At 73.1% G+C, this 23,905-nt stretch carries 20 protein-coding genes, 1 pseudogene and 1 riboswitch; of the genes and pseudogenes, 6 read left to right on the forward strand and 15 right to left on the reverse strand.

Annotated elements, in window-relative coordinates:
* Window positions 1-72 precede the first annotated feature (72 nt).
* From thpD to ectA, 4 genes are all read right to left on the reverse strand, one after another.
* Entirely contained in the window at window positions 73-972 is a 900-nt protein-coding gene (thpD, locus tag AB0C46_RS27650; RefSeq protein WP_362831049.1) for an ectoine hydroxylase, read from the reverse strand.
* 97 nt (window positions 973-1,069) lie between these two features.
* Complete coding sequence (locus AB0C46_RS27655; protein WP_018091828.1) at window positions 1,070-1,486, reverse strand: ectoine synthase; 417 nt, start codon at window positions 1,484-1,486, stop codon at window positions 1,070-1,072.
* Window positions 1,487-1,532: 46 nt separating this feature from the next.
* A complete protein-coding gene (gene ectB / locus AB0C46_RS27660) occupies window positions 1,533-2,801 on the reverse strand; it encodes a diaminobutyrate--2-oxoglutarate transaminase (protein WP_362831051.1) in 1,269 nt (422 codons plus the stop codon).
* 135 nt (window positions 2,802-2,936) lie between these two features.
* On the reverse strand, window positions 2,937-3,506 hold the full coding sequence (ectA, locus tag AB0C46_RS27665; RefSeq protein WP_362831053.1) for a diaminobutyrate acetyltransferase: 570 nt from the start codon (window positions 3,504-3,506) through the stop codon (window positions 2,937-2,939).
* Window positions 3,507-4,115: 609 nt separating this feature from the next.
* Between ectA and AB0C46_RS27670 the strand changes: the two genes are divergently transcribed.
* Together AB0C46_RS27670 and AB0C46_RS27675 are read left to right on the forward strand one after the other, a co-directional pair.
* Window positions 4,116-5,207, forward strand: coding sequence for an amidohydrolase family protein (locus AB0C46_RS27670; protein ID WP_362831142.1), 1,092 nt, complete (start codon window positions 4,116-4,118; stop codon window positions 5,205-5,207).
* A 299-nt stretch (window positions 5,208-5,506) separates the two neighbouring features.
* On the forward strand, window positions 5,507-6,466 hold the full coding sequence (locus AB0C46_RS27675; protein WP_362831143.1) for an SCO1860 family LAETG-anchored protein: 960 nt from the start codon (window positions 5,507-5,509) through the stop codon (window positions 6,464-6,466).
* A gap of 175 nt (window positions 6,467-6,641) precedes the next feature.
* On the opposite strand, the gene cobC is transcribed toward AB0C46_RS27675, so the two are convergent.
* The 9 genes and pseudogenes from cobC to AB0C46_RS27720 form a co-directional block, all read right to left on the reverse strand.
* Window positions 6,642-7,733, reverse strand: coding sequence for an Rv2231c family pyridoxal phosphate-dependent protein CobC (gene cobC, locus AB0C46_RS27680; RefSeq protein WP_362831054.1), 1,092 nt, complete (start codon window positions 7,731-7,733; stop codon window positions 6,642-6,644).
* Between the two features lie 2 nt (window positions 7,734-7,735).
* Window positions 7,736-8,641 carry a sirohydrochlorin chelatase gene (locus AB0C46_RS27685; RefSeq protein WP_362831055.1) on the reverse strand — a complete coding sequence of 302 codons (906 nt, stop codon included), beginning with the start codon at window positions 8,639-8,641 and terminating at the stop codon, window positions 7,736-7,738.
* A 185-nt stretch (window positions 8,642-8,826) separates the two neighbouring features.
* Window positions 8,827-9,246 (reverse strand): annotated as a pseudogene (locus AB0C46_RS27690) (cobalamin biosynthesis protein); the annotation flags it as partial.
* Window positions 9,243-9,470 (reverse strand): hypothetical protein, encoded by a 228-nt coding sequence (locus AB0C46_RS27695; RefSeq protein WP_362831057.1) that lies wholly within the window; start codon window positions 9,468-9,470, stop codon window positions 9,243-9,245. The pseudogene AB0C46_RS27690 and the gene AB0C46_RS27695, both read right to left, overlap by 4 nt.
* On the reverse strand, window positions 9,467-10,864 hold the full coding sequence (locus tag AB0C46_RS27700) for a cobyrinate a,c-diamide synthase (RefSeq protein WP_362831058.1): 1,398 nt from the start codon (window positions 10,862-10,864) through the stop codon (window positions 9,467-9,469). The genes AB0C46_RS27695 and AB0C46_RS27700 overlap by 4 nt, the downstream gene beginning before the upstream one ends.
* Window positions 10,865-10,880: 16 nt before the next feature.
* On the reverse strand, window positions 10,881-11,477 hold the full coding sequence (gene cobO / locus AB0C46_RS27705) for a cob(I)yrinic acid a,c-diamide adenosyltransferase (RefSeq protein ID WP_018091818.1): 597 nt from the start codon (window positions 11,475-11,477) through the stop codon (window positions 10,881-10,883).
* Window positions 11,477-13,600, reverse strand: a complete 2,124-nt coding sequence (locus AB0C46_RS27710; protein WP_362831059.1) for a putative cobaltochelatase — start codon at window positions 13,598-13,600, stop codon at window positions 11,477-11,479. The genes cobO and AB0C46_RS27710 overlap by 1 nt, the downstream gene beginning before the upstream one ends.
* Before the next feature lie 55 nt (window positions 13,601-13,655).
* Window positions 13,656-15,251, reverse strand: coding sequence for a cobyric acid synthase (locus tag AB0C46_RS27715; RefSeq protein WP_362831061.1), 1,596 nt, complete (start codon window positions 15,249-15,251; stop codon window positions 13,656-13,658).
* On the reverse strand, window positions 15,248-16,255 hold the full coding sequence (locus AB0C46_RS27720) for a cobalamin biosynthesis protein (RefSeq protein WP_362831062.1): 1,008 nt from the start codon (window positions 16,253-16,255) through the stop codon (window positions 15,248-15,250). Before AB0C46_RS27720 ends, AB0C46_RS27715 begins: the two co-directional genes overlap by 4 nt.
* A 129-nt stretch (window positions 16,256-16,384) precedes the next feature.
* Window positions 16,385-16,541: riboswitch (cobalamin riboswitch) on the reverse strand.
* Between the two features lie 200 nt (window positions 16,542-16,741).
* Here AB0C46_RS27720 and AB0C46_RS27725 point away from each other — a divergent pair.
* The 3 genes from AB0C46_RS27725 to AB0C46_RS27735 are packed head-to-tail and all read left to right on the forward strand — an operon-like array spanning window position 16,742 to window position 21,206.
* The gene (locus tag AB0C46_RS27725) at window positions 16,742-17,179 is read left to right on the forward strand and encodes a hypothetical protein (RefSeq protein ID WP_362831063.1); all 438 of its coding nucleotides are present in this window, start codon (window positions 16,742-16,744) and stop codon (window positions 17,177-17,179) included.
* A gap of 5 nt (window positions 17,180-17,184) precedes the next feature.
* On the forward strand, window positions 17,185-19,809 hold the full coding sequence (locus AB0C46_RS27730) for a VWA domain-containing protein (protein ID WP_362831064.1): 2,625 nt from the start codon (window positions 17,185-17,187) through the stop codon (window positions 19,807-19,809).
* Entirely contained in the window at window positions 19,806-21,206 is a 1,401-nt protein-coding gene (locus tag AB0C46_RS27735) for an extracellular solute-binding protein (RefSeq protein WP_362831065.1), read from the forward strand. The genes AB0C46_RS27730 and AB0C46_RS27735 overlap by 4 nt, the downstream gene beginning before the upstream one ends.
* A 48-nt stretch (window positions 21,207-21,254) precedes the next feature.
* Here the strand turns inward: AB0C46_RS27735 and AB0C46_RS27740 are convergent, their stop codons facing one another.
* Both AB0C46_RS27740 and AB0C46_RS27745 read right to left on the reverse strand, forming a co-directional pair.
* Complete coding sequence (locus tag AB0C46_RS27740) at window positions 21,255-21,491, reverse strand: hypothetical protein (RefSeq protein WP_362831067.1); 237 nt, start codon at window positions 21,489-21,491, stop codon at window positions 21,255-21,257.
* 22 nt (window positions 21,492-21,513) lie between these two features.
* Window positions 21,514-22,821, reverse strand: coding sequence for an inorganic phosphate transporter (locus tag AB0C46_RS27745; RefSeq protein ID WP_362831068.1), 1,308 nt, complete (start codon window positions 22,819-22,821; stop codon window positions 21,514-21,516).
* A 389-nt stretch (window positions 22,822-23,210) separates the two neighbouring features.
* Between AB0C46_RS27745 and AB0C46_RS27750 the strand changes: the two genes are divergently transcribed.
* Window positions 23,211-23,879: a class II aldolase/adducin family protein gene (locus AB0C46_RS27750; RefSeq protein ID WP_362831069.1), complete on the forward strand. Its 669-nt coding sequence runs from the start codon at window positions 23,211-23,213 to the stop codon at window positions 23,877-23,879.
* Window positions 23,880-23,905 lie beyond the last annotated feature (26 nt).

Genomic DNA, 23,905 nt, shown 5'->3' on the forward strand with positions numbered 1-23,905 from the left:
CGCCGTACAAAAACGGCACGGCCGCCGCACAGACCTGCTGTGCGGCGGCCGCGCCACCGGTGCGAACGTCCCCTAACGCACCGGAGTGAAGTCGCGGGCCCCGATGTACTCCGGGCGCCGGACCGGCGCCGCGAACGGCTCCACCGCCGCGTTCTCCACGCTGTTGAAGACGATGAAGACATTGCTGCGCGGGTAGGGCGTGATGTTGTCGCCCGAGCCGTGCATGGCGTTGCAGTCGAACCACGTCGCCGAGCCGGCCCTGCCGGTGAAGAGGCGGATGCTGTGCTTGTCCGCCATCTTCGTGAGTACCTCGTCCGACGGGATGCCCGCGTCCTGCATCTGCAGCGACCGCTTGTAGTTGTCCTTCGGCGTCGCGCCCTCACAGCCCACGAAGTGCTGGTGCGAGCCGGGCATGATCATCAAGCCGCCGTTGGTGTCGTAATTCTCCGTCAGCGCGATCGAGACCGACACGGTGCGCATGTTCGGCAGACCGTCCTCGGCGTGCCAGGTCTCGAAGTCCGAGTGCCAGTAGAAGCCGGTAGCACCGAAGCCGGGCTTCACATTGATCCGCGACTGGTGGACATAGACGTCCGAGCCGAGGATCTGCCGGGCACGGCCGACCACACGCGGGTCGGAGACCAGCTTGGCGAACACCTCGCTGATCTTGTGCACCTCGAACACGGTCCGTACGTCCTGCGACTTCGGCTCGACGATGGAGCGCGGGTCGGCACGCATCGTCGGGTCGAGGACGAGACGGTCCAGTTCGGCGCGGTACACCGCGACTTCTTCCGCCGTGAGCAGTTCCCCGATGGCGAAAAAGCCGTCGCGTTCGAAGTCGCTCAGCTCGGACGGCTCGAAGGGGCCGGCCGTTCCGGGCTGCGACCACACCACCGGGTCCTTCCGCGGGGTGATGACCTCAGCGGTCCCACGGGTCGGGTACAGGTCGGCGGTGCGCTCGGGTGCGGTGGTCATGGTGTTGCCTTCCTCTCCTCTCGTACGGAATCTGGCTTACGTGCGCGTGCGTGTGCCTTCCTCAGCGCTGCCGGACGGGGCAGGCAGGGTTGACGCCTCAGACCGTCTCGGGCTCAGACTCCGGTTCGGTGAGAAGCGGGTAGACCCCGTTCTCGTCGTGGTCCTCGCGGCCGGTGACCGGCGGGTTGAAGACACACACGCAGCGGAAGTCCTCCTTGATCCGCATGGTGTGCTTCTCGTGCCCGTCGAGCAGGTACATCGTGCCCGGCGTGATGGTGTATTTCTCGCCGGTCTCATCGTTCGTGAGCTCGGCCTCACCCTCTACGCAGAGTACGGCCTCGATGTGGTTCGCGTACCACATCGACGTCTCGGTCCCGGCGTACAGGGTGGTCTCGTGCAGCGAGAAACCGACGCGCTCCTTGGCGAGCACGATGCGCTTGCTCTCCCAGGTGCCGGACTTGGCCTTGACGTGGCGGTCGGTGCCTTCGATGTCCTTGAAGGATCGGACGATCACGGTGACTCGGTGCCTTTCTGTGGAACGGTAAGGGGCTCTGGAGTGGTCAGACGCAGTCGCGGACCGCGCGGGCGAGGACCCGAAGTCCCTCGTCCAGCTCCTCGGGGGTGGTCGTCAGCGCGGGCAGCAGCTTGACGACCTCGCTCTCCGGGCCGGAGGTCTCGATCAGCAGACCCAGCTCGAAGGCGCGCTTGGCGATCTTGTCGGCGACGGGCTTGTCGTTGAGCTCCATGCCCCACACCAGACCGCGGCCGCGGTACTCGGCAATGGCGTCCGGGTGCTCCTCGGCAATGGCCTTCAGGTGTGCTTCGACGATCTCACCGCGGGCGAGAGTCTGCTTCTCCATCTGGCCGTCGGCCCAGTAGGTGTCCAGCGTCGCGGCGGCGGTGACGAACGCCGGGTTGTTGCCGCGGAAGGTGCCGTTGTGCTCGCCCGGCTCCCAGATGTCCAGCTCAGGCTTGAACAGGGTGAGCGCGAGCGGCAGGCCGTAGCCGCTGATGGACTTCGAGACGGTGACGATGTCCGGCGTGATGCCCGCCTCCTCGAAGGAGAAGAAGGCACCCGTACGGCCGCAACCCATCTGGATGTCGTCGACGATGAGCAGCATGTCCCAGCGCTCGCACAGGTCGGCGAGGGCACGCAGCCACTCGGGACGGGCGACGTTGATGCCGCCCTCGCCCTGGACCGTCTCGACGATCACGGCGGCGGGGGTGTTCAGGCCGGAGCCCTGGTCCTCCAGCAGCCGCTCGAACCACAGGAAGTCCGGGTAGGTGCCGTCGAGGTAGTTGTCGAACGGCATCGGGGTGCCGTGCACCAGCGGGATACCGGCACCGGCCCGCTTCATGGAGTTACCGGTGACGGCGAGCGCGCCCAGCGACATGCCGTGGAAGGCGTTGGTGAAGGACACGATCGACTCGCGGCCCTTGACCTTACGGGCCAGCTTCAGCGCGGCCTCGACGGAGTTGGCGCCCGTCGGGCCCGGGAACATGACCTTGTAGGGCAGGTCGCGGGGCCGCAGGATGATGTTCTGGAACGACTCCAGGAAGGCCCGCTTGGCCGTGGTGGACATGTCCAGGCCGTGGGTGACGCCGTCCCGCTCGATGTAGTCGATCAGGGCGCGTTTGAGGACGGGGTTGTTGTGGCCGTAGTTGAGCGACCCGGCCCCGGCGAAGAAGTCGAGGTAGGTGTGGCCGTCCTCGTCGGTCATGCGGCTGCCCTGCGCGCGGTCGAAGACGGTGGGCCAGCTACGGCAGTAGCTGCGCACCTCCGACTCCACGGTCTCGAAGACGCTCAGATCGGGCTGGGTGATGGTCACAGCATGCTCCTGGGAGATGAGTGGCGAAAGGATGAGAAGTCTGTAGGGGGCTGGGCGGTGCCGGCGGTGTCACGGGGTGTGGTGCCGGGTCCCGCACGACCGCTGCGGCGTCCTCGCCGCGCGGTCCTGGGTGCGTCAGGAGTGCCCTGAGCGGGCCGGTGGCTCGAACGGGCCGATGAGGTGCAGCACCTCCGGCTCGTGGCCCTGCTCCGGGAACAGCCCTGCGTCGAAGAGCACCTCGCTCTTGAGCGGCACTGAGTGCCGCTCGGCGAAGGACGCGAACAACCGGTTGGATGCGGTGTTGTCGGGGGTGACGGTGGTCTCGACGAAACGTACGCCCAGCTCGTCCCTGGCCCGGGCGGTGAGCCCGTCCAGGAGTGCGGCCGCCAGTCCCTGCCCACGGTGCGCGTCGTCGACGGCGACCTGCCAGACGACGAGGGTCTCCGGGCGCTCGGGGCGGAGATATCCGGTGATGAAGGCGGCCGGCTCGCCCTCCGTGTCGCGGGCGACGACGGAGGTGGCGGCGAAGTCGCGACACCACAGGAGGTAGCTGTACGAGGAGTTGAGATCCAGCGCCTGCGAGTCGCGGGCGATGCGCCAGATCGCGGCTCCGTCCTCCACGCGTGGGGTGTCGAGCTTGAAGCCCTCCGGAAATTCTCTGATATCGCTTCGGGCACCTGCATGGTCTGCTTGTGCGGCGGTCATGGGAATTAAATTTACCCAGGGAAAAGGGAAATTGCATCGCGAGCAGGGGTTACGGAAGCGGGCAAGATGTGTTATCGCGCGGGGGCGCCCGTACGCGCGATGCCACCGCGTGTTGTCCCGATTTGACCAGGATGTTCGGGGCAAAACAGACACGTTGTGTAGTCGGTCACAGCTCCGTAACACCCATGAGATCCGTCCGAATTATGGAACTTGCCCTAGCGAAATCTTGGCGTTTGAGGTGCGGAAAAGCGGGCAGAAGAATACGGGAAGCTGTACTTCTGAGGAATTGGGAATTCGCCGCCGGAAGGTCGGGCGGAAGGCCCATGGAAACCTGTGCGGCAAACCCATGACAAGACCCGCAAGAACATGCGCCAGGCGATGTCCGGGAAGGTTGCGGGAAACGTACGGAGAGTTGCGGAGAACGCACGGAGAACCGTGCGGCGCGGGTGGCGGAAGCTGTACGGAGAGTGCACGGACAACGGTCCGGACCGAAAGCCCGGCGGGATACCGGACGCCCGGGAAACGAGCGGGGAAATGCGACCGTGCAACGGGTGCGACCGCCACGGTCACCCGGCGCGGCGCGCCGCCTAAAGTGCCGGTATGACGTCCATGAGTGAAGGTGCGGTGCTGCACCTCAAGGGGAGGGTCCTCGTCGGACCGGACGACGTGCGCGACGAGCTGTGGGTGGTCGGCGGCCGGGTGACATTCGACCGGCCGGCCATGGCACGGGATGCCACCACCGTGACGGGCTGGGCCCTGCCGGGCCTGGTCGATGCCCACTGTCACGTGGGCCTGGACGCGCACGGCCCGGTGGACGCCCCCACCAGCGAGAAACAGGCGCTCACCGACCGTGACGCCGGCACGCTGCTGATCCGCGACGCCGGATCCCCCTCCGACACCCGCTGGGTCGACGACCGCGAGGACCTGCCGCGGATCATCCGCGCCGGCCGCCACATCGCCCGTACCAAGCGCTACATCCGCAACTACGCGCACGAGATCGAGCCGGAGGACCTGGTCGCCTACGTCGCCCGGGAGGCCCGCCGCGGCGACGGCTGGGTCAAGCTCGTCGGTGACTGGATCGACCGCTCCACGGGCGATCTGGAGGCCTGCTGGCCCCGGGGGGCGGTCGAGGCGGCCATTGCCGAGGCCCACCGGCTGGGCGCCCGGGTGACCGCCCACTGCTTCGCCGAGGACACCCTCGCCCCGCTCGTCGAGGCCGGTATCGACTGCATCGAGCACGCCACCGGGCTCACCGAGGAGACCATCCCGCTGTTCGCCGAGCGCGGGGTGGCCATCGTCCCCACGCTCGTCAACATCGCCACCTTCCCGCGGCTCGCGGACGGTGGCGCGGCGAAGTTCCCGCGCTGGGCGGACCATATGCGGCGCCTGCACGCCCGCCGCTACGACACCGTGCGGGCGGCCTACGACGCCGGAGTGCCCGTCTTCGCCGGTACGGACGCCGGCGGCTCGCTCGCCCACGGCCTGGTCGCCGAGGAGGTCGTCGAGCTGACCCGGGCCGGCCTGCCCGCCGTGGCGGCCCTCTCCGCCACCACCTGGGGCGCCAGGGACTGGCTCGGCCGCCCCGGCCTCACCGAGGGGGCCTCGGCGGACCTGGTGGTCTACGAGAGCGATCCGCGCGAGGACGTCCGGGTGCTGGCCGCACCGCGCCGGGTGGTGCTGCGAGGGCGGATCGTGGGGTAGCTGCCGGGGTGCGCCGGTGCACCGGCCCGTGCACCGGCCCGGTCAACGCGGGTCACCCGGGAGGTGGGGCGGCTGGTGCGCGGGTGGTGCCCCGTGTCACGGGAATCGAATAAAGGCACGGAAACCACCCATTGGGATGAACTGACGTCACGTGGCTGCCCGTTCACCCTCGGTACGGACACGATGTGCGGGTCGATGCCGTCGGCCCGCGTGATGTCCCCCATTGGCGCGGCCGGCGGCTCCATTTCTCCTGTGAGGGTTCCACACACGTGTCCACCAGTCCCACCAGCTCCTTCGGCATGCCCCGACGCCTCGCCGCGACCCTCGTCGCCACCGCGCTCACGGCCGGTCCCGCCGTCCTGCTCGGCGCCGTCCCCGCGCATGCCACCGGAGACCATGGCCCGGCCCGCGGCACCGCCGACGCGGTCGTGCTGCGTACCGGCGTGAACGTCGGGCTGCTCAACAAGACGGTCGACGTCCCGCTGAACGTCGCCCTCAACGAGGTGCACGCCCCAGCCTCCGCCAACAAGACCGCGCTCACCGTCAAGCTCGACGGCATCGACCACGGCAGGCCGTTCAGCGTGCTGCGCGCCGACGCCGCCACCGCACGGGCCACCGCCGACCGCCGCAAGGCCGAGGGCTACGCCAACCTCGTCCGGGCGAAGGTGCAGCTGCCCGGTCTGCCGCTGCAGTCCGTGATCGAAGTCCAGCAGGTCACCGCCAAGGCGGTCTGCGAGGCGGGTACGCGGCCCCGGGCCGAGTCGAATGTGCTGGGACCCGTGCGCGTCCTGGGCCAGAAGGTCACGCTCACCGCGGGCGGCACGACGGACGTCAAGGTGCCGGGGGTGGGACAGGTGCGGCTCGACCTGTCGAAGAAGAACGTCACCTCCAAGGGCGCCGCGGCCACCGCACTCGACCTCAACGTCTCCCTCAACCCGCTGAAGCTGAACGTCGCCGACGTGCAGGGCCGGGTCACGCTGGCCAAGGCCACCTGCACCACGCCGCGCGGCAAGACGCCCGAGCAGGGCGGCACCAGCGGCGGCCAGACGGGCGGCGGCACCGAGCCGGCCGGCGGCAAGGGCACCGAGGTGACCCCGGCGGGCTCCGGGCCCAGCACCCAGAACCTCGCGGAGACCGGCGGCAGTTCCGCCACTCCGTACCTCGCCGGCGGCGCCGCTCTGCTGCTCGCCGCGGGCGCCGGATCGATGGTCTTCGCCCGCCGGCGCCGCAGCGCCGCACCGCAGGGCGGCCGCGGCTGACCGACCCCGTACACCGCGCCGGTGCTGTGGGGGCGTCGCGCGCGGAGTACGGCCCGAGGTGTGCCGTACGGGCCGCGGACCGTACGGCACACCTCCTCCTCGCCGGGGTCCCCGCGAAGCGTGGTGTGACGGGGAACCCGGCGGGGTCCGCCCGCCGGAGGCTGCCGGGTACGCCCTACCCGAGCACCTCGCCCAGCGCCGTCACGAAGCGGTCCGTGGTGGCCCGGTCGCGTACCGCGAGCCGCAGCCAGTCGGGGCCCAGGCCGGGGAAGGTGTCACCACGGCGCACCGCGAAGCCGCGGTCCCGCAGCGCGGCCCGCACCCCGTCCGCGCCCGGCAGCCGGATCAGCACGAACGGACCCGCCGCCGGGCCGGCCGTCCGGACCTGCCCGAACTCGCCCAGCCGGGCCAGTAGTCGGTCCCGGTCCACGGCGATCTCCTCGGCCGCCGCGGCCGCCTCCGCCAGCGCCCGGGGCGTACAGCACGCCTCGGCGGCGGCCAGCGCGGGACTGGAGACCGGCCACAGCGGCTGGGCCCGCTCCAGGGCGGCGACGGTGTCCGCGGCGGCCAGCACATAGCCGATCCGCAGCCCGGCCAGCCCCCAGGTCTTGGTGAGGCTGCGCAGCACGACCAGACCCGGCAGATCCGTGCGCCCGGCCAGCGTCGCCCGCTCACCGGGCACCGCGTCCATGAACGCCTCGTCCACCACCAGCGTCCGGCCGGGCCGCGCCAAGGAGGCCAGCACCTCCGCGGGGTGCAGGACCGAGGTGGGGTTGGTGGGGTTGCCGACGACGACCAGATCGGCGTCCTCGGGCACCGCGGCCGGATCCAGCCGGAAACCGTCCCGCGCCTCCAGCAGCACCCGCGCGACCTCGTGTCCGGCGTCCCGCAGCGCCGCCTCGGGCTCGGTGAACTGCGGGTGCACCACCACCGGCCGGCGGGCCGCCACGGCGCGCGCGATCAGCACGAAGGCCTCCGCGGCCCCGGATGTCAGCAGCACCCGGTCCACGGGCAGACCGTGCCGCGCCGCCACCGCCCGGCGCGCCGCGCGGCCGTCGGGGTACGCGGCGAGACCGTCCAGCGACGCGGCGATCCGCGCCTTGAGCCAGGCCGGGGGAGTGCCGGTGCGGACATTGACCGCCAGATCCGTCAGCCCGGCGTCCGCGCCCCGTACTTCGGCGTCGCCGTGATGCCGCAGGTCGGGTTCGTGCGGCGGGGCGGCCGGGCCGGGGCCGTGGAGCTGTGCGGACCCGGTGAGCGGGGGCATGGTCACCGTTCCCCGGCGCCCGCGGCCAGGGCGGCGCTCTCCCGTGCGCGGTGCGCCGGCCGGGCGTCCTCCGCCGCCGCCCGGCACCCGCACGACGCACCGCCGAGCGGCGGACCGCCCGCTACCACCGCGTGGTAGCGCTCCATGACCACGTCGGCCACCTCGGACTCCGGGCCGATCACCGTCGCGCCGAAGACCTCGGTGCCGGGGTGCGCCGCGGCCCAGCCTTCGGCCTGCATATGCAGCCGCTCCACCGGGCCGCCGGGGAGGAGGAAGTAGGGCAGCACCACGATCCGGCCCGGTCCGCCGGGCGCCGCCGCGGCCGCCAGTGCCCGGCACCGGTCGAGGCCCGCCGGGACATCGGGTGCCGCCTGCGAGACGAACGCGGTCTCCACACCCGCGAAGCCGCGGCCCTCCCACAGCAGCCGGGCGGCGCGCACCACTTCGGCGTTGGCGTAGGGATCGGTCGCGCCCTGGCCCACCAGCAGCACCGTGGTGCGGGCCCGGTCCGCGGGCCTGCGGGCGCCGCTGCCCAGCGCCTCGACCAGCCGCCGCTCCAGTACGTCGAGCAGTTTGGGGTGCGGCCCCAGCTCGGCGCCGCAGACATGGCCGAGCCCGGGGTGGCGCTCCGTCGCCCGCTCCAGCACCGCGGGCAGCGCCTCCGGGACCGGTCCGGTCGGGGCCGTCAGCAGCGGTATGACGGCGAGCCGGGCCGCACCCCGCCCGACGAGATCGTCGATGGCGCCGGCCAGCGGCAGCGGCGAGGCCGGGACGCCGAAGAACCCGCCGGCGACCGGCACATCAGGAAGGCGCTCGCCGAGCAGACGCACCAGCGCGCGCAGGGCGTCGGCCCCGCCTTCGTCGCGGGTGCCGTGACCGGCGATGAGCAGTGCGGGAGGGGTCGTCACTTGGTCTCCTTGGTACCGGTGGGTCCGCTGCCGGTCGCCGGGTCACCGACGACCGCCGTCCACCGACCCGGGCCACGGCGGGGCGGGTGGGGGGAGGTCCTGACACTATCCGCAGCGGAAGAGCGGTCGGCGGCCACTCCCTCCCTACCAGCGGTAAGGGCACCGCTGTCCGTTACAGCGGGCCCGGCCAGCGCGCAGGTCGCGCGGGCCGGCCGGCCCCGCGGCGCCGACTTCTGCTTGCCGGCGACCAGTTCGGCGCCCGGCCCCGCGGCCAGCAGCGCCGCCGCCTCGGCCACGCTCGGCGTCCCGACGGCGGCCGCCGCGGCCAGGGACGGACGGGGCACCCGCACCGCCGCCAGGTCCGCCGCCGGGAACGATCGCAACGGCACCCCCAGCCGCCGCGCCGCCCCCAGCAGACCGGGCTCCGCGGCCTTGGCCGCGACCGTCGCCAGCGCGACGACCGGCCGGTCCGTACACCCCGCCGCCGCGCGGGTGGCCGCGATCAGCTCCAGCACCTCGGACACCGGGACGCCACGGCTCGCCCCCACCCCGACGACCAGTGGCGCGTCAGCACCGCCGGTCCCGTCGGCCGCCCGACGCCTCATACCGCGACGGCTCCCCGGCCGGAGGCCACCCGGCCGCGCCGCCCCTCCAGGACCGCGGCGAGCCCGGCCGCCCCGGCGGTGAAGGGCGCCCCCGGCCAGTGGACACCGGACGCGGCCGGCTCGGCGACCTCGGCGACCGTGCGGTCCAGGCCGGGTGTGGCACAGACGAGAGGGCCGAGGACGGCGGGCGGCCGGGTCCCCTCCCCGCCGGTGCCGCGGGTCATCGGGCGGCGCCCCGGGCCGGCGCGCTCCGCGCCGCGCTCGCCACCAGCCGTCCGGCCAGCGACGGTTCGGCCGCCCAGTGCACGTGCAGATACGAGGCGTGCACCCCGCCGGACACAAAGCCCTCCACCCGCCGCTCCGGATGCGTCAGCCCCCACGCCGGGTCCGCGCCCGCGCCCGGCTCCAGCACCGTGCGGTGGAACTCATGGCCGCGCACCCGGGTGCCGGCCGCGGCCAGCGCGTTGTCCCGCAGCGCCACGGCCTCGCGGTAGCCGAGGGTGAGCCGTTCGGTCATCCGGGCCTCGGCGGGCAGTACCCCGCACATCGGCTTCCCGTCGAGGGACCGGCACAGGTAGAGCAGCCCGGCGCACTCGGCGGACACCGGCGCCCCGGAGGCGGCCAGCGCGGTCACCGCGGCGCGCAGCGGAGCGTTGGCCGACAGATCCGGTGCGTAGATCTCGGGAAAGCCGCCGCCGATCACCAGCCCCTGGGTGCCGGGCGGCAGTTGTTCGTCCCGCAGCGGGTCGAACGGGGCCACCTCGGCACCCGCGGCGGTCAGCAGCTCGGCGTGTTCGGCGTACGAGAAGGTGAACGCGGCGCCGCCCGCGACCGCGATCAGCGGCTTCTCCGGGGCGGCCGCGCCCTCGGCCGGCGCGAGTTCCGCCGCCGGGTCCCAGGCCGCGTCCGGCAGCTCCGGCACCGTACGCGCCAGCGCCAGCAGCGCCTCCAGGTCGCAGCCCTCGCGGACCCGCGCGGCGAGTTCGGCCACCGACTCCACCGCCTCGGACCGCCGTTCGGCGACCGGCACCAGGCCCAGGTGCCGGGAGGGCGTACCGGCCCGCCCGTCACGGCGCAGTGCGCCCAGCACCGGCACACCGGAGGAGTCCATCGCCTCCCGCAGCAGCTCCTCGTGGCGGTCCGAGCCGACCTTGTTGAGGATCACCCCGGCCAGCCGCACCTCCGGATCCCAGGAGGCGAAGCCGTGCACCAGCGCGGCCACCGACCGGGACTGCGAGGACGCGTCCACCACCAGCACCACCGGCGCCCGCAGCAGCTTCGCCACATGTGCCGTAGAGGACAGCTCGCCCATCCCGGACGCGCCGTCGAACAGCCCCATCACGCCCTCGACGAGCGCGAGATCGGCGCCCGCCGCACCGTGCAGGAACAGCGGTGCGATCCGGTCCGGCCCGCACAGATAGGCGTCCAGATTGCGGCCGGGGCGGCCGGTGGCCAGGGAGTGATAGCCCGGATCGATGTAGTCCGGGCCGACCTTGTGCGGCGACACCACGAGACCGGCCTGGGCGAACGCCGCCATCAGACCGGTGGCCACCGTGGTCTTCCCCGCGCCCGACGACGGTGCGGCGATCACCAGCCGGGGGATCGAACCGCCGCTCACGCCGCGCTCACCACGGTCACCATTCGATGCCCCGCTGGCCCTTCTGGCCCTCGTCCATCGGGTGCTTGACCTTGGTCATGTCCGTCACCAGATCGGCGAAGTCCAGCAGCGCCTCGGGGGCGCCCCGCCCGGTGATGACGACATGCTGGGTCCCGGGGCGGTCGCGCAGCACCGACACCACCTCGTCGGTGTCGATCCAGCCCCACTTCAGCGGATAGGCGAACTCGTCCAGCACCAGCAGCTTGTAGGTCTCCGCGGCCAGATCCCGCTTGACCTGCTCCCAGCCCTCGCGCGCCGCGTCCTCGCTGGAGGCGATGTCGCGCTGCACCCAGGACCAGCCCTCGCCCATCTTGTGCCAGGCGACGGTGCCGCCCTCACCGGACTCCCCGAGCACCTTCAGCGCCCGCTCCTCGCCGACCTTCCACTTCGCCGACTTCACGAACTGGAACACCCCGACCGGCCAGCCCTGGTTCCAGGCGCGCAGCGCCAGCCCGAAGGCGGCGGTGGACTTGCCCTTGCCCTGGCCGGTGTGGACGAACACCAGCGGACGGTTGCGGCGCTGGCGGGTGGTGAGCCCGTCGTTCGGTACGACGGACGGCTGTCCCTGCGGCATTACGCGGCCTTCCTGTTGCCTTGCACGGTCCGTACGAGCGCGGAGACGCTGTCCGCGCGCAGTTCGTCGAGGGTGATCGCGGTGCCCTGCAGCTCACGGGCCAGCTCGCCCGCAAGACCCAGCCGCACCGGACCCGCCTCACAGTCCACGACCACCGAGGCGGTGCCCTCACCGGCCAGCAGCCGGGCGGCGCGGCCGGCCCGCACGACGGGCTCCGGGCCGCCGGTCGCCCGGCCGTCGGTGACGACCACCAGCAGCGGCCGCCGCGAGGCATCCCGCATCCGCTCCACCCGCAGCACCTCATGGGCCCTCAGCAGGCCCTCGGACAGCGGCGTCCTGCCTCCCGTCGGCAGCTGCTCCAGCCGCGCCGCACCCGCCTCGACCGAGGACGTCGGGGGCAGCGCCAGCTCGGCGCCGGTCCCGCGGAAGGTGATCAGGCCGATCTTGTCGCGCCGCTGGTAGGCGTCCAGCAGCAGCGAGAGCACCGCGCCCTTGACCGCGCTCATCCGCTTCCGCGCCGCCATCGAACCGGACGCGTCCACGACGAACAGGACCAGATTGCCCTCCCGCCCCTCGCGTACCGCCTCGCGCAGATCGTCCCGGCGCACCACCAGTCCCCGCCCGCTGCGGCCACGGGCCCGCTGGTGCGGTGCCGCGGCCTGCACGGTCGCCGACAGATGCAGCTTGCCCAGGGCGCCCTGGGGACGCCGGGCCCCGGTGGTCCGGCCATGGGCGGTCCGGGCACGGGAGCGGCGGCCGTCCGCGCCCTCGCCCAGGCCCGGCACATCGAGGCGCCGGGTCTTGAACGGCTCGGTGGCCCCGACCGCCGCCTTCTCCCCGGCCGCGCCGCCCTGAGGCGCGCTCTCCGGCTCGGGCTCGGGCTGCTCGGCCTGTCCGGGCTGCTCGGGGGCCTGGGGAGACTGCGGGGCCTCCCGGTCCTGCTGGTGCGGGAGTTCGGCCTCCGGCGGGAGCGGCGACTCCTCCGGCCCGCCCTCCTGCGGCGGATGCCCGCCGCCGTCGGGGCCGCCCCCGTCGGGACCGCCGTCCGGACCGTCCGGCTCCGGGTCGTCGTCGCCGTCCGTGCCCTCGTCCGCGCCGCCGAACTCCTCCAGCGTCTGGTCGAGCTTGTCCTCGTCCAGGCCGGGGGCGTCGAAGGGGTTGCGGCGCCGGCGGTGCGGCAGCGCCAGCAGCGCCGCCTGCCGGACGTCCTCCTCCCGGACGTCCGTCCGGCCCGCCCATGCGGCCAGCGCCGTGGCGGTACGCGCCATTACGATGTCCGCGCGCATCCCGTCCACCTCGAACGCGGCACAGGTCGCGGCGATCTGCCGCAGCGCCGCATCGCCCAGCGTCACCCGCGGCAGCAGCTCCCGGGCCGCGGCGATACGCCCGCGCAGCTCGTCCTCCTCGGCCGCCCAGTCGGCCGCGAAGCCGGCCGGATCGGCGTCGTAGGCCAGCCGGCGCCGGACGACCGACACCCGCTGGTCGGGCTCGCGCGAGGCGGCCACCTCGACGGTGAGGCCGAACCGGTCCAGCAACTGCGGCCGCAGCTCGCCCTCTTCGGGGTTCATCGTCCCCACGAGCAGGAAGCGGGCCGCGTGCCGTACGGAGACACCTTCGCGCTCCACGTACGAGGCGCCCATGGCGGCCGCGTCCAGCAGCAGGTCTACGAGGTGGTCATGGAGCAGATTGACCTCGTCGACGTACAGGATGCCGCGGTGCGCATCCGCCAGCAGGCCGGGTTCGAAGGCCTTCACGCCCTCCGACAGCGCCCGCTCGATGTCCAGCGCGCCGACCAGCCGGTCCTCGGAGGCGCCGACGGGCAGTTCGACCATCCGCGTCGGGCGCTCCTCGACGGCACCCGTCTCATGCGGCCCGTCGGGACAGCCGGGGTCGGGCACGGCCGGGGCGCAGGCGAAGCGGCAGCCGCTGATCACGTCCACGGCCGGCATCAGTGCCGACAGCGCCCGGACGGCGGTGCTCTTGGCGGTGCCCTTCTCCCCGCGGACCAGCACGCCGCCCACCGCGGGGCTCACCGCGTTCAGCAGCAGCGCGAGCCGCAGATCGTCCATCCCGACCACTGCGGTGAAGGGGTACTGCGGGGTCGTGTTGTGCGCGGTTGTCATGCTGTGTCGTCCTCCACGTCGCCGTCGAGCTCCGGATTCGTCGTGTGTGTACCCCTCATGGCGCCCCCGGAGGCACGAACGGCAGTCCCTCCGGCACCCCTTCCTCGATCAGCCGCAGCAGCGCGCCGGTGTCCGCGTGCTCCTCGATCAGATCGCCCAGCCGGTCCAGCTGCTCCTCGCGCAGGGTGGCGAAGCTGGTGCCGGGGGCCGGGACGAACGCCCGGCCCGCGTCCGCCGCGACCCGCCGCAGGAACGCCCGGCGGAAGCCGTCGCTCTCCAGCGCGCCGTGCCAGTGCGTGCCCCATACGGAGCCGACCCGGCAACCGTCCAGGCTGCGCCCTTGGCCATCGGAGATGAACGCCTCATCCCCGCCGGTCACTTCGGCGACACCATGGTGGATCTCGTACCCCTCCACCGGCTCGCCCAGCGCCTCGCCGGACGGCCGCGCGAGCGTCTTCTCCACCGCGAACCGCACCCGTACGGGCAGCAGCCCCAGCCCGTCGACCGCGCCCGCCTTGGACTCGACCTCGTCCTCGATGTGCGCGCCCAGCATCTGGTAGCCGCCGCAGATGCCCAGCACCGGCCGGCCCTCGGCGGCCCGCCGGGCGATCGCGTCCGCCAGCCCGCGCTCCCGCAGCCACTCCAGCGCCCGCACCGTGCCCCGGGTCCCCGGCAGCACCACCAGGTCGGCGTCGGCGAGGTCCTCGGCCCGGTCCACGAACCGCACCACCACACCCGGTTCGGCGGCCAGTGCGTCCACGTCCGTGAAGTTCGACATCAGCGGTACGGCACAGACCGCCACCCGCAGCACATCCGCGCCGTGCGGCGGAGCCACCACGCTCTCGCGCACCGCGCCCCGCAGCGACACCCGCAGGCCGTCCTCCTCGTCGATGCCGAGCCCGTGCGCGAAGGGCAGCACGCCCAGCGTCCGCCGCCCGGTGAGGCCGCGCAGCATCTCCAGCCCCGGCTCCAGCAGCGTCACATCGCCCCGGAACTTGTTGACCAGATACCCCGCGACCAGCGCCTGGTCCTCCTTGGACAGCAGCGCCGTGGTGCCGAAGAACGAGGCGAACACCCCGCCGCGGTCGATGTCGCCGACCACGACCACCGGGATACGGGCGGCCCGCGCGATCCCCATGTTCACGATGTCGGTCCGCCGCAGATTGATCTCGGCGGGGCTGCCGGCGCCCTCACAGATCACCGCGTCATGGGTACGCCGCAGCTCCTGAAGGCAGTCGGTCACCGTCCCGAGCAACTGCTCCCGGTGGCCCGCGTAAGGCGTCTTCCCCGCGGACGACGCCCCGAAGTACCCCCGGGCACTGAGCTCGCCGACCGGCTTCCCCAGCAGCACCACCTGGCTGCTGCGGTCGCTGCCCGGCTTGAGCAGGACGGGGTTCATCAGCGCGGTCGGCTCCACCCGCGCCGCGGCGGCCTGCATCGCCTGGGCCCGTCCGATCTCCGCGCCCTCGCGCGTGACGAACGAATTCAGCGACATGTTCTGCGCCTTGAAGGGCGCCACCCGGATGCCCTGCCGGACCAGCCAGCGGCAGATGCCCGCCGTCACCACGCTCTTGCCGGCGTCGGACGTCGTACCGGCCACCAGCAGCCCACCGCCGACCGCCCCGCCGGATGCCTTCAACCGCCCGTTCACCGGCTCCTCCTGCGCCGGGAACCCGGCTGTCGTGTGCGCAGCGCCGCGCCGGCCACCAGCCGCGCCGCCACCGTCGTCGCCAGCGCCAGCGCGCTCACCCGGCGGGAGAGCCGCACCGCCCGCTCGATGTCGGGCGCCGCCACCGGCGGCGCCGCGCCGTTGAGCACCGGACGGTGTTCCACCCGCCCGCCGTACGCCAGTGTGCCGCCCAGCCGTACGCCCAGCGCCCCCGCGAACGAGGCCTCCACCGGGCCCGCGTTGGGGCTCGGATGCGCACCGCCGTCCGCCCGCCAGGCCCGCAGCGCACCGCGCCGGTCGGGGCCCGCGAGCACGGTCAGCGCGGCGGTCAGCCGGGAGCCGGGCCAGCCGGCGAGATCGTCGAGCCGGGCCGCGGCCCAGCCGAAGCGGCGGTAGCGCGCCGACTTGTGCCCCACCATCGCGTCCAGAGTGTTCACCGCGCGGAACGCCACCAGGCCGGGCACGCCGCCCAGCGAGCCCCACACCAGGGCGCCCACCACCGCGTCGGAGGTGTTCTCGGCGACCGACTCCACCACGGCGCGGGCCATCTGCGGCCCGTCCAGCGCCTGCGGATCGCGCCCGCACAGATGCGGCAGCCGCTCCCGCGCCACGTCCAGATCACCCGCCGTCAGCGCCCCGCCGACGGCCCGTGCCTCCCGGCCGAGCGAGGTGCCGCCCAGCACGGCCCAGACCGTCGCCGCGGTCAGCGCGACCCCCGCGCCACCACGGAGCGACAGCGGAGAAGCGGGAGCGGTGCCCCGCACGGCGCGCTGGAGCAGCGCGGCACCGGCGGCAGCACCGCCCGCGCACAGCGCGGTATGGACCGCCCCGTAGCCGCGGTGGTCGCGCCACAGCCGGCGCTCGACGGCGCCCGCGGCCCGGCCGAACGCGGCCACCGGATGGCCGCGCCGCGGATCCGCCGCGATCAGGTCGCCGAGAAAGCCGAGGGCCGCGCCGCACGCATATCCCGCGTGTTCGCCGCGCATCGGATCAGCCCGCCGTCAGGCCTCGAAAGGGACCTGCGGCAGCGGGCAGTGGGGATCTCACGGGGCGGCCGGGCATGGCGGTATGTCCTCACTCAGGGTCCGCGCCCTGGCTCGACGTGACGGCGACAAGAGTCTCCTGGCTCCCGGATCGGCGTGTCCTCCGGCCTTCCAGTCCCGCGCACGTCAGCCGAATCCGACGTGTGCGAGGCGGACCGTGGCCTTCGCTGGAGGAACGCTCCCCGGTGACAGTGGCGGGACCGCGCCGGATTCGCACCGGACTTCCTCAGCTGTCGCCGAATGGCTCCGGCAGTCCACCACGCCCCGCGAATGCCCGTCAACTCACCCTTGACCTGCGACGCTGCCGTATGGCAGGCGCTGTGGTGCACGCCACAGCGTGGCAGTCGGGTCACAGACGGTTGCCTGCACACCTGATCCCGCGTCACTATCTGGTGCACGGCGACGGGGCCGCCGGAAGGGGGCCGGGGGATGCCGCAGCGCGCTGACCGTCATGAGATCCGTATCAGGATCACGGGCACCAACAATCCTGACCAGGACGTCGAGGACCTCAAGGCCTGGCTGGAGCGGGAGCCCTGGCTGACCCAGCGGGCGCACGACTGGGAACTGCGGCCGTCGGGGGAGTGCGACGAGGGCCCCGGCGACATGGCCATCGGCGTCGACGACCTGATCCTGGTCGTCGTCGGCGCGGTCGCCGCCGAGATCACCAAAAGCCTGAGCATCGCCCTGCGCGAATGGCTGCGCCGCCGCAGGGAGGAACGCGACACCGGCGAACGGCCCGCCGTGGCGGTCGGCGGCGGGGACGGCGAGCTGCGCGCACTCGGCGACCCCGGACCGGGCGCCCCGGCCCCCGGACGCCCCGATCCCGGCAGCCCGGCGAACGGGGGCGGCAGCACCACCGGGGACTGAGCCGGATGTCCGAATACGACGCACGGGGCAAGGTCAACCGGGCGCTGCTGATCTGTGTCGACGACTACCGGCATCTGCGTCCGCTCCCGGCGGTGCGGGACAACCCCCAGGAACTGGAGCGGGTCCTGCTCGCTCCCGGCACCGATCTGTTCACCAAGGGCGAGGTCGTCATCTGCCGGCCCCAGGAGCCATGGGAGGTCGAACAGGCGCTGGACACCGTCACCCAGGAGGCCCGCGGACTGCTGCTGGTCTACTTCTCCGGCCACGGCCGGGTGGGCCCGGACGGCGGCAATCTCCAGCTCATGGTCGGTGCGTCGGAACGGCGTCACAAGACCGTCTCCTGGCAGGACATGGTGCTGTCCTACCTGGACAACGCACGGGCCGACCGGATCGTGATCGTCCTGGAGTGCTGTTACGCCGGCAACGCCGGTGAAGCCTTCCACGCCTGCCGCACCCCCATGTCGCTGCTGATGGCCGCGCAGCCCAACCGCCGGATCTTCAGCGGCGAGGAGCCCACCGGCGGCAGCGTCTTCACCCGCGCCCTGCGGCAGACCCTCGAACAGGGCATCCCCGGCAAGCGGTTCGTCACCTTCGAGGACCTCGTCCGGGAGCTGCGGGAACAACTCGCCGGAGAGCGGACCCCGATGGGCGACGTCTGGGAGCCCCGCTCCGCGAAGCAGAACACCGTCGACGACGTCATCCTGTCCTTCGCCACCCCCGAGATCCGGCCGCCCACCCCGCTGCGGGTCCGCTTACGCCGCCGGCTGAACGCCTCCTTCCGGCACTGGTTCCGCATCCTGATGGTGCTGGCGATCATCCTCGTACCGGCCACCGCGGGCGTCGTGCTGCTGAACCTCCCGAACGGCACGGAAGCCTGCCCGCCCGCCCTCGAACTGCGGCTGCTGACCGCCCCCGAGGCCGAACCCGCGCTGCGCCAGGCGGCCTTCGACTACGAGATGTCCGACGCCAACACCCGCCCCCTCAACGGCGGGGGCGACCTCCCCGACGGCTGCCGGCGCGCCCAGATCACCGTCTACTCCGCCGCCAAGGACCAGGTCGACCAGGGCTTCGCCGCCGCCGGCCGCTGGCAGGGCGAGGCCCAGGGCACCGGCAAGGGCGGGCCAGGCGACAAGGGCATCGACCCTCTCCACCGGCCCGGACCACAGCCCGACATCTGGATCCCCGAATCCACCGCCGACTACTACGCGGCCCGCCGCGGGATGCCCGCCAAGGGTTCCCCGGCGACCCTGCACTACAACGCCCCGGTCGCCTACACCCCCCTGGTCGTCGGCATCCCGGCGCGCCAACGGCTGGACGAAGTCGAACCGGCCGGCGCCTCCTGGCGGGAGCTGCTCACCGGCACCGACCGCAGCCACCGCGACCTCCGGCTCCTGCGGCCGAGCCCGGCGCTGTCCGGCACCGGGCTGCTGCACACCATCGGCCTCTACCTCACCCACGACAGCGCGGGCACCGCCTCGCCCGGCGCGCCCGACCTCACCCTCGCCCGGCACGCCGAGGAGCGGCTGTCCGCCCCGGGCAGCCAGTACGCGGGCAGCACCGAACTGCTGTGTTCGCTGCGCCCCGACGCGGACGCCGCCGGCGCCGTCGACCGTACGAAGTCCGCGCCGCTGGTGTCGGAGAAGTCCCTCGCCGACTACAACCTCGGCCGCGCCACCGGCAGTTGCCCGGCCCTGGACGCCGCGCTCCCGCTCCGCAACCGGTACGTCGCCTACTACCCCGAGAACGTCCCCGCCCTGGACCACCCGCTGATCCGCGTCGACTGGCACGGCACCACCGACGCCACCCCACGGCAGGCCGCCGTGGCGGGCTTCGCGACCTGGCTGCGCGCCCCGGACGGCGGACAGCGCACCCTCACCGCACAGGGCTACCGCGGGGTGAAAGGCACCGGCCCGGGGCCGGGCTCACCGCTGCTCGACAGCCGCGCGGACGTCAGCCCCGTCGCCCGGACCGTCCCCTTCACGGCGGACCCGGACCAGGTGTCCCAGGTGCTGGACGGCTACGACAAGGCACAGCGGTCCAGCCAGGTGCTGATCCTCCTCGACACCTCCACTTCCATGGCGGACGGCGGGCGGCTCCCGACCGCCCTGAACGCGGCCGGGCGCGTCCTGGAGATGGTCGGCGCACGCCATACCTACGGCCTGTGGGCCTTCCCGGACCGGGCGCACCCCACCGACGCCGACGCGGTGCGCGAGCTGGTCCCGCTCGGCAGCGCCGACCCGGCCCCGGGCAGGGCCGCGCTGGACCGGATCGCGGGCGGCGAACTGGTCGAGCACGGTGCCGCGATGGAGGAGGCGCTGACCCGCGCGGTGCGCCGGATGAAGAAGTCCCCGGCCACCAACAAGGCCATTGTGCTGATCCTCGACCAGGACGACGGTGCGGGCCCGGGGCGCGCGGCGGGCGTGGAGCGGACCCTTGGCACCCTCGTCGAGGAGGGGCCCGAAGTGCCCGTCCTGGCGCTGGTGATGGGCAAGTCCGGCTGTGACACCTTCGCCCTCCAGCGGCTGGCCGACGCCTCCCACGGCCAGTGTGTGCCCGGCGGCCCGCAGGCCGTCGACACCCTGGCCGGGCGGGTCGCCTCCATCGGCACGGCCACGCAGGGGGACCGATGACCGCTCCACGCACCGCCGCACCCGCCGCCCTGGCCGGTCTGGCCCTGCTGCTCGCGATGAGCGGCTGTACGCCGGGTGAGCAACTCGTCCCGGAGAAGGGCGCGATCGTCCTCGCCACCGGCAGCGACCTCAGCAGCTCCGGCGTCCGTCAGGACCTGATCCACGACTGGGAGCGGCGCACCGGCCGCACCGTCCGGATCGTCCGGCTCCCGGACACCGCCGACGGCCAGCGCAGCCAGCTGCTGGCGGCGGGCCAGTCCGGCAACGGCGGCTATGACGTGCTCAACCTCGATGTCGCCTGGACCACGGAGTTCGCCGAGGCGGGCGTGATCCGTCCCTGGGCCACGGGCCTGGACGGCGACTTCCTCGACAGCGTGGCCAAGACCGTGGAGTACGACGGCAAGGTGTGGGGGGTGCCCTTCAATACCGACGCCGGACTGCTCTACTACCGCAAGGACATCCTCCGTGAGTACGGCCATGGCGCCCCGTCCAACTGGGGCGAGCTGAAGGATGTGGCGACCGAGGTGGCGCAGGCCTACAACCGCAAGGCCGCCCGGGACGCCGCCACGGACCACAAGAAGCAGCGGCCCACGATGTACGGCATGGTCGCCCAGCTGCGGCCCTACGAGGGGCTGACCGTCAACACCCTGGAGTCGGCCTGGGTCAACGGCGGCGACCCGGACGCCACCAGCTTCACCAAGGGCGAGCAGGTCGGCGCGCTCCAGCAGGGCATCGCCGACCTCAAACTCCGGCTCGACTCGATCATGCCGCACGAGGCCACCACGATGGATGAGACGGAGAGCCGCCGCTGGTTCGCCGACGGCCGGGCGCTGTTCATGCGCAACTGGCCGGTCGAATACGCCTCGGTCGCCGAGAAGCTCACCCCCGGCGAGCAGTTCGACGTCACCCAGCTGCCGGCCCGCCCCAGCGACGGCAAACGGATGTCCGTGCTGGGCGGGCAGAATCTCGCCCTCGCGGCCGGCAGCGAACGGCCGGCCGGCGCCCGGTCCCTGATCGAGGCGCTGACCAGCCCCGGCAGCGAGCGCTGTCTGCTGGAGCGGGGGTTCGCGGCCACCCGCGATTCGGCGTACCGGGCGGCGGCCACGGCGCCGCACTGCCCGCTGCCGCCCGACGGCGCGGAACGCGGTGAGCACGGCGCCACGGGACCGGAGCCCCGGCCCGACCCCCGCACGCTGCACGAGGCGCTGCTGGCGGCCGCACCGCGCCCGCGCAGCGCCCACTACCAGACCTTCAGCAAGGTCGTGCAGATCGGGGTGTCCGCCTATCTCAACGGCCGCGGCGGCACCGCCATCGCCGACCGGCTGGCCCGGCAGGCCGATGACGCGCTCGGCGGACGGGGCGAACAAGGAACAAGGCGCCCGGCGGACGACGGCTGATGCCGTGGTCCACCGGACGCCTCGCCCGGTCCGTCGTGCCCGGCGGTGTCAGCCGGCAACGATCAGATAGATGCCATAGGCCACGGCCGCCGCGCAGAGACCGAAGGCGGTCATCGCGCCGGCCCGTGCGCCCGCACCCGGTGCGGCGACCGCGGCTGCCGCACCTTCCTGGCCCGGCCTGCGGGACGTGCCGACGATGCCGACGGTGAACAGGCCCACGATCCCGACCGTCACCACGAGGGTGACGCCGAAGACCTGGCCGAGAGCTGCCCAGTCGATGCTCATGGAGTTCCTTAGGTGATGACAGCTAGCGGGTGACCGTCGCGGCCTTGGCGCGCGGGGTGGTGGAGGTGTCGGCGCCGGACGCCTGGGCCGGAATCCCGGTGGTTTCCGGGGCTTCGGCCGGAGCGGCGCCGGTCTCCGGGGCGTCGGCCGCCGGGGCCTGCTGGCCTGCCGGGGGCGGGGAGACGGTGCGCAGCGCGGCGGTGACCACGCCCACCGGCTCCGCGGCCGGGCCTTCGTTGACGTTGGTGTGGTCGACCGGCTTGCGCCGGGAGGCGGCCCAGATCGCGCCGCAGATGACCAGTCCGAGGACCGCCACCGCCGCCACGCCCCAGTCGCCCTGGCCGGCGAGGAACGCGGCGCCCGCCGCGACCGCACCGGCGGCCGGCAGCGTCAGGCCCCAGGCGAGGACCATCCGGCCGGCCGTGGACCAGCGCACCACGCCGCCCTTGCGGCCCAGGCCCGAGCCCATCACGGAGCCGGAGCAGACCTGGGTGGTGGAGAGCGCGAAGCCGAGGTGGGAGGAGGCCAGGATGGTGGCCGCGGCGCCGGTCTGGGCGGCGAAGCCCTGCGGCGGCTGGATGTCGGTGATGCCCTTGCCCATCGTGCGGATGATCCGCCAGCCGCCCAGGTACGTGCCGAGCGCGATGGCGACACCGGCCGAGGCGATGACCCACAGCGGCGGGTCGGCGTGCGGGGCGACCACGCCGCCGGTGATCAGCGCGAGCGTGATCACACCCATCGTCTTCTGGGCGTCGTTGGTGCCGTGGGCGAGGGAGACCAGGGCGGCGGAGGCGATCTGTCCCGCGCGGTAGCCCTTGGCGGTGTCCGCCTCGTCGCGGTTGCGGGTCAGCCGGTAGGTGAGCCGGGTCGCCGCCATCGCGGCCAGACCGGCGACGACCGGCGCGGCCACCGCGGGGATCAGGACCTTCATCACCACGGCGTCGCCGTGCACGCCGTTGGTGCCGACGGACACCAGGGTCGCGCCGATCAGACCGCCGAAGAGGGCGTGGGAGGAGCTGGAGGGGAGACCCGCGAGCCAGGTCAGCAGGTTCCAGACGATCGCGCCGACCAGGCCGGCGAAGATCACTTCAGGTCTGATGCCGGCGCTCTCGTCGATGATCCCCCCGGAGATGGTCTTGGCCACCTCCACGGACAAGAACGCGCCGACGAGGTTGAGCACTGCCGACATCGCCACCGCGGTCTTGGGTCGCAAGGCCCCGGTGGAAATGGTGGTGGCCATCGCGTTGGCCGTGTCGTGGAAGCCGTTCGTAAAGTCGAACACCAAGGCCGTGACGATCACGATCCCGATGAGAAGCGTGATGTGTTCCATTCACCCAGGCAATCAGTTCGAAGGTCAGTGACGCTCGGGACCGTACGGAGAGCGGGTGAACGGAAAGTGAACGGGGACGGGCGCGGCGATGGCGCCACCGCAGTGTTCACGCGGAGGTGCCTCTGGCGTCACTTCCGCCTCATCTGTCGGCGAACTTCATGGGCTTGGCCGACGAGCCGTTCCCGCGGTCCTGTCGTCGTGGAATCACCTCGACGGTAAGGGGCGAGCCACCCAAGAAAGCTCAAATCAGGTCAATCCCCGGCACAGGCACAGGAGTCCCCATATGGCGGATACCGGTCGGACGGGCCCCCGGCGTACGGTGCCCCGGCCCGCTCGTACGGTGTCGCGCACCGCATCATCCGCATTCGCCGCACCGCGACGGAGGACCCATGAAGGAACACCCCGACGACCTCGCCGCCGCCTGGAGCGAACTCGTCGCCACCGCCCGCAGAACGGTCACCGACGGCCTGGTCGTCGGCACCTCGGGCAATGTCTCGCGCCGCATCAGAGACCTCGTCCTGGTCACCCCCAGCGGCGTCCCGTACGACCGGCTCGGGCCCGGCGACACCACCGCGGTCGACCTCGAAGGCCGCCAGATCATCGGCGCGCTCCGGCCGACCAGCGAACTCCCGATGCATCTGACGGTCTACCGCAGCACCACGGCCACCGCCGTCGTCCACACCCACGCCCCGTACGCCACCGCCGTCTCCACCCTCGTCCCCGAACTCCCGCCGGTCCACTACATGGCCGCGGCGCTCGGCGGCCCCGTCCGCGTCGCGCCCTACGCCCTGTACGGCAGCGACGAGCTCGCCGCGAACATGCGCGAGGCGCTCCGCGACCGCACCGGCTGCCTGCTGCAGAACCACGGCACCATCGCCTACGGAGACAGCCTCGGCCAGGCGCTGGACCGCACCGCCCAGCTGGAATGGATGTGCCGGGTGTGGCTCAGCGCGAGCTCCGTACCGGGCCGGACGCCGAATCTGCTGTCGGCCGGTGAGCTCGACGAGGCCGCCGCACAGCTGCGCGGCTACGGCCAGCAGGGCGGCCGGCAGGGCTGAACGCCCGCCCCGGGTGGCGGCCCGCA

This window comes from Streptomyces sp. NPDC048637, from assembly GCF_040650675.1.
Taxonomy (GTDB): domain Bacteria; phylum Actinomycetota; class Actinomycetes; order Streptomycetales; family Streptomycetaceae; genus Streptomyces.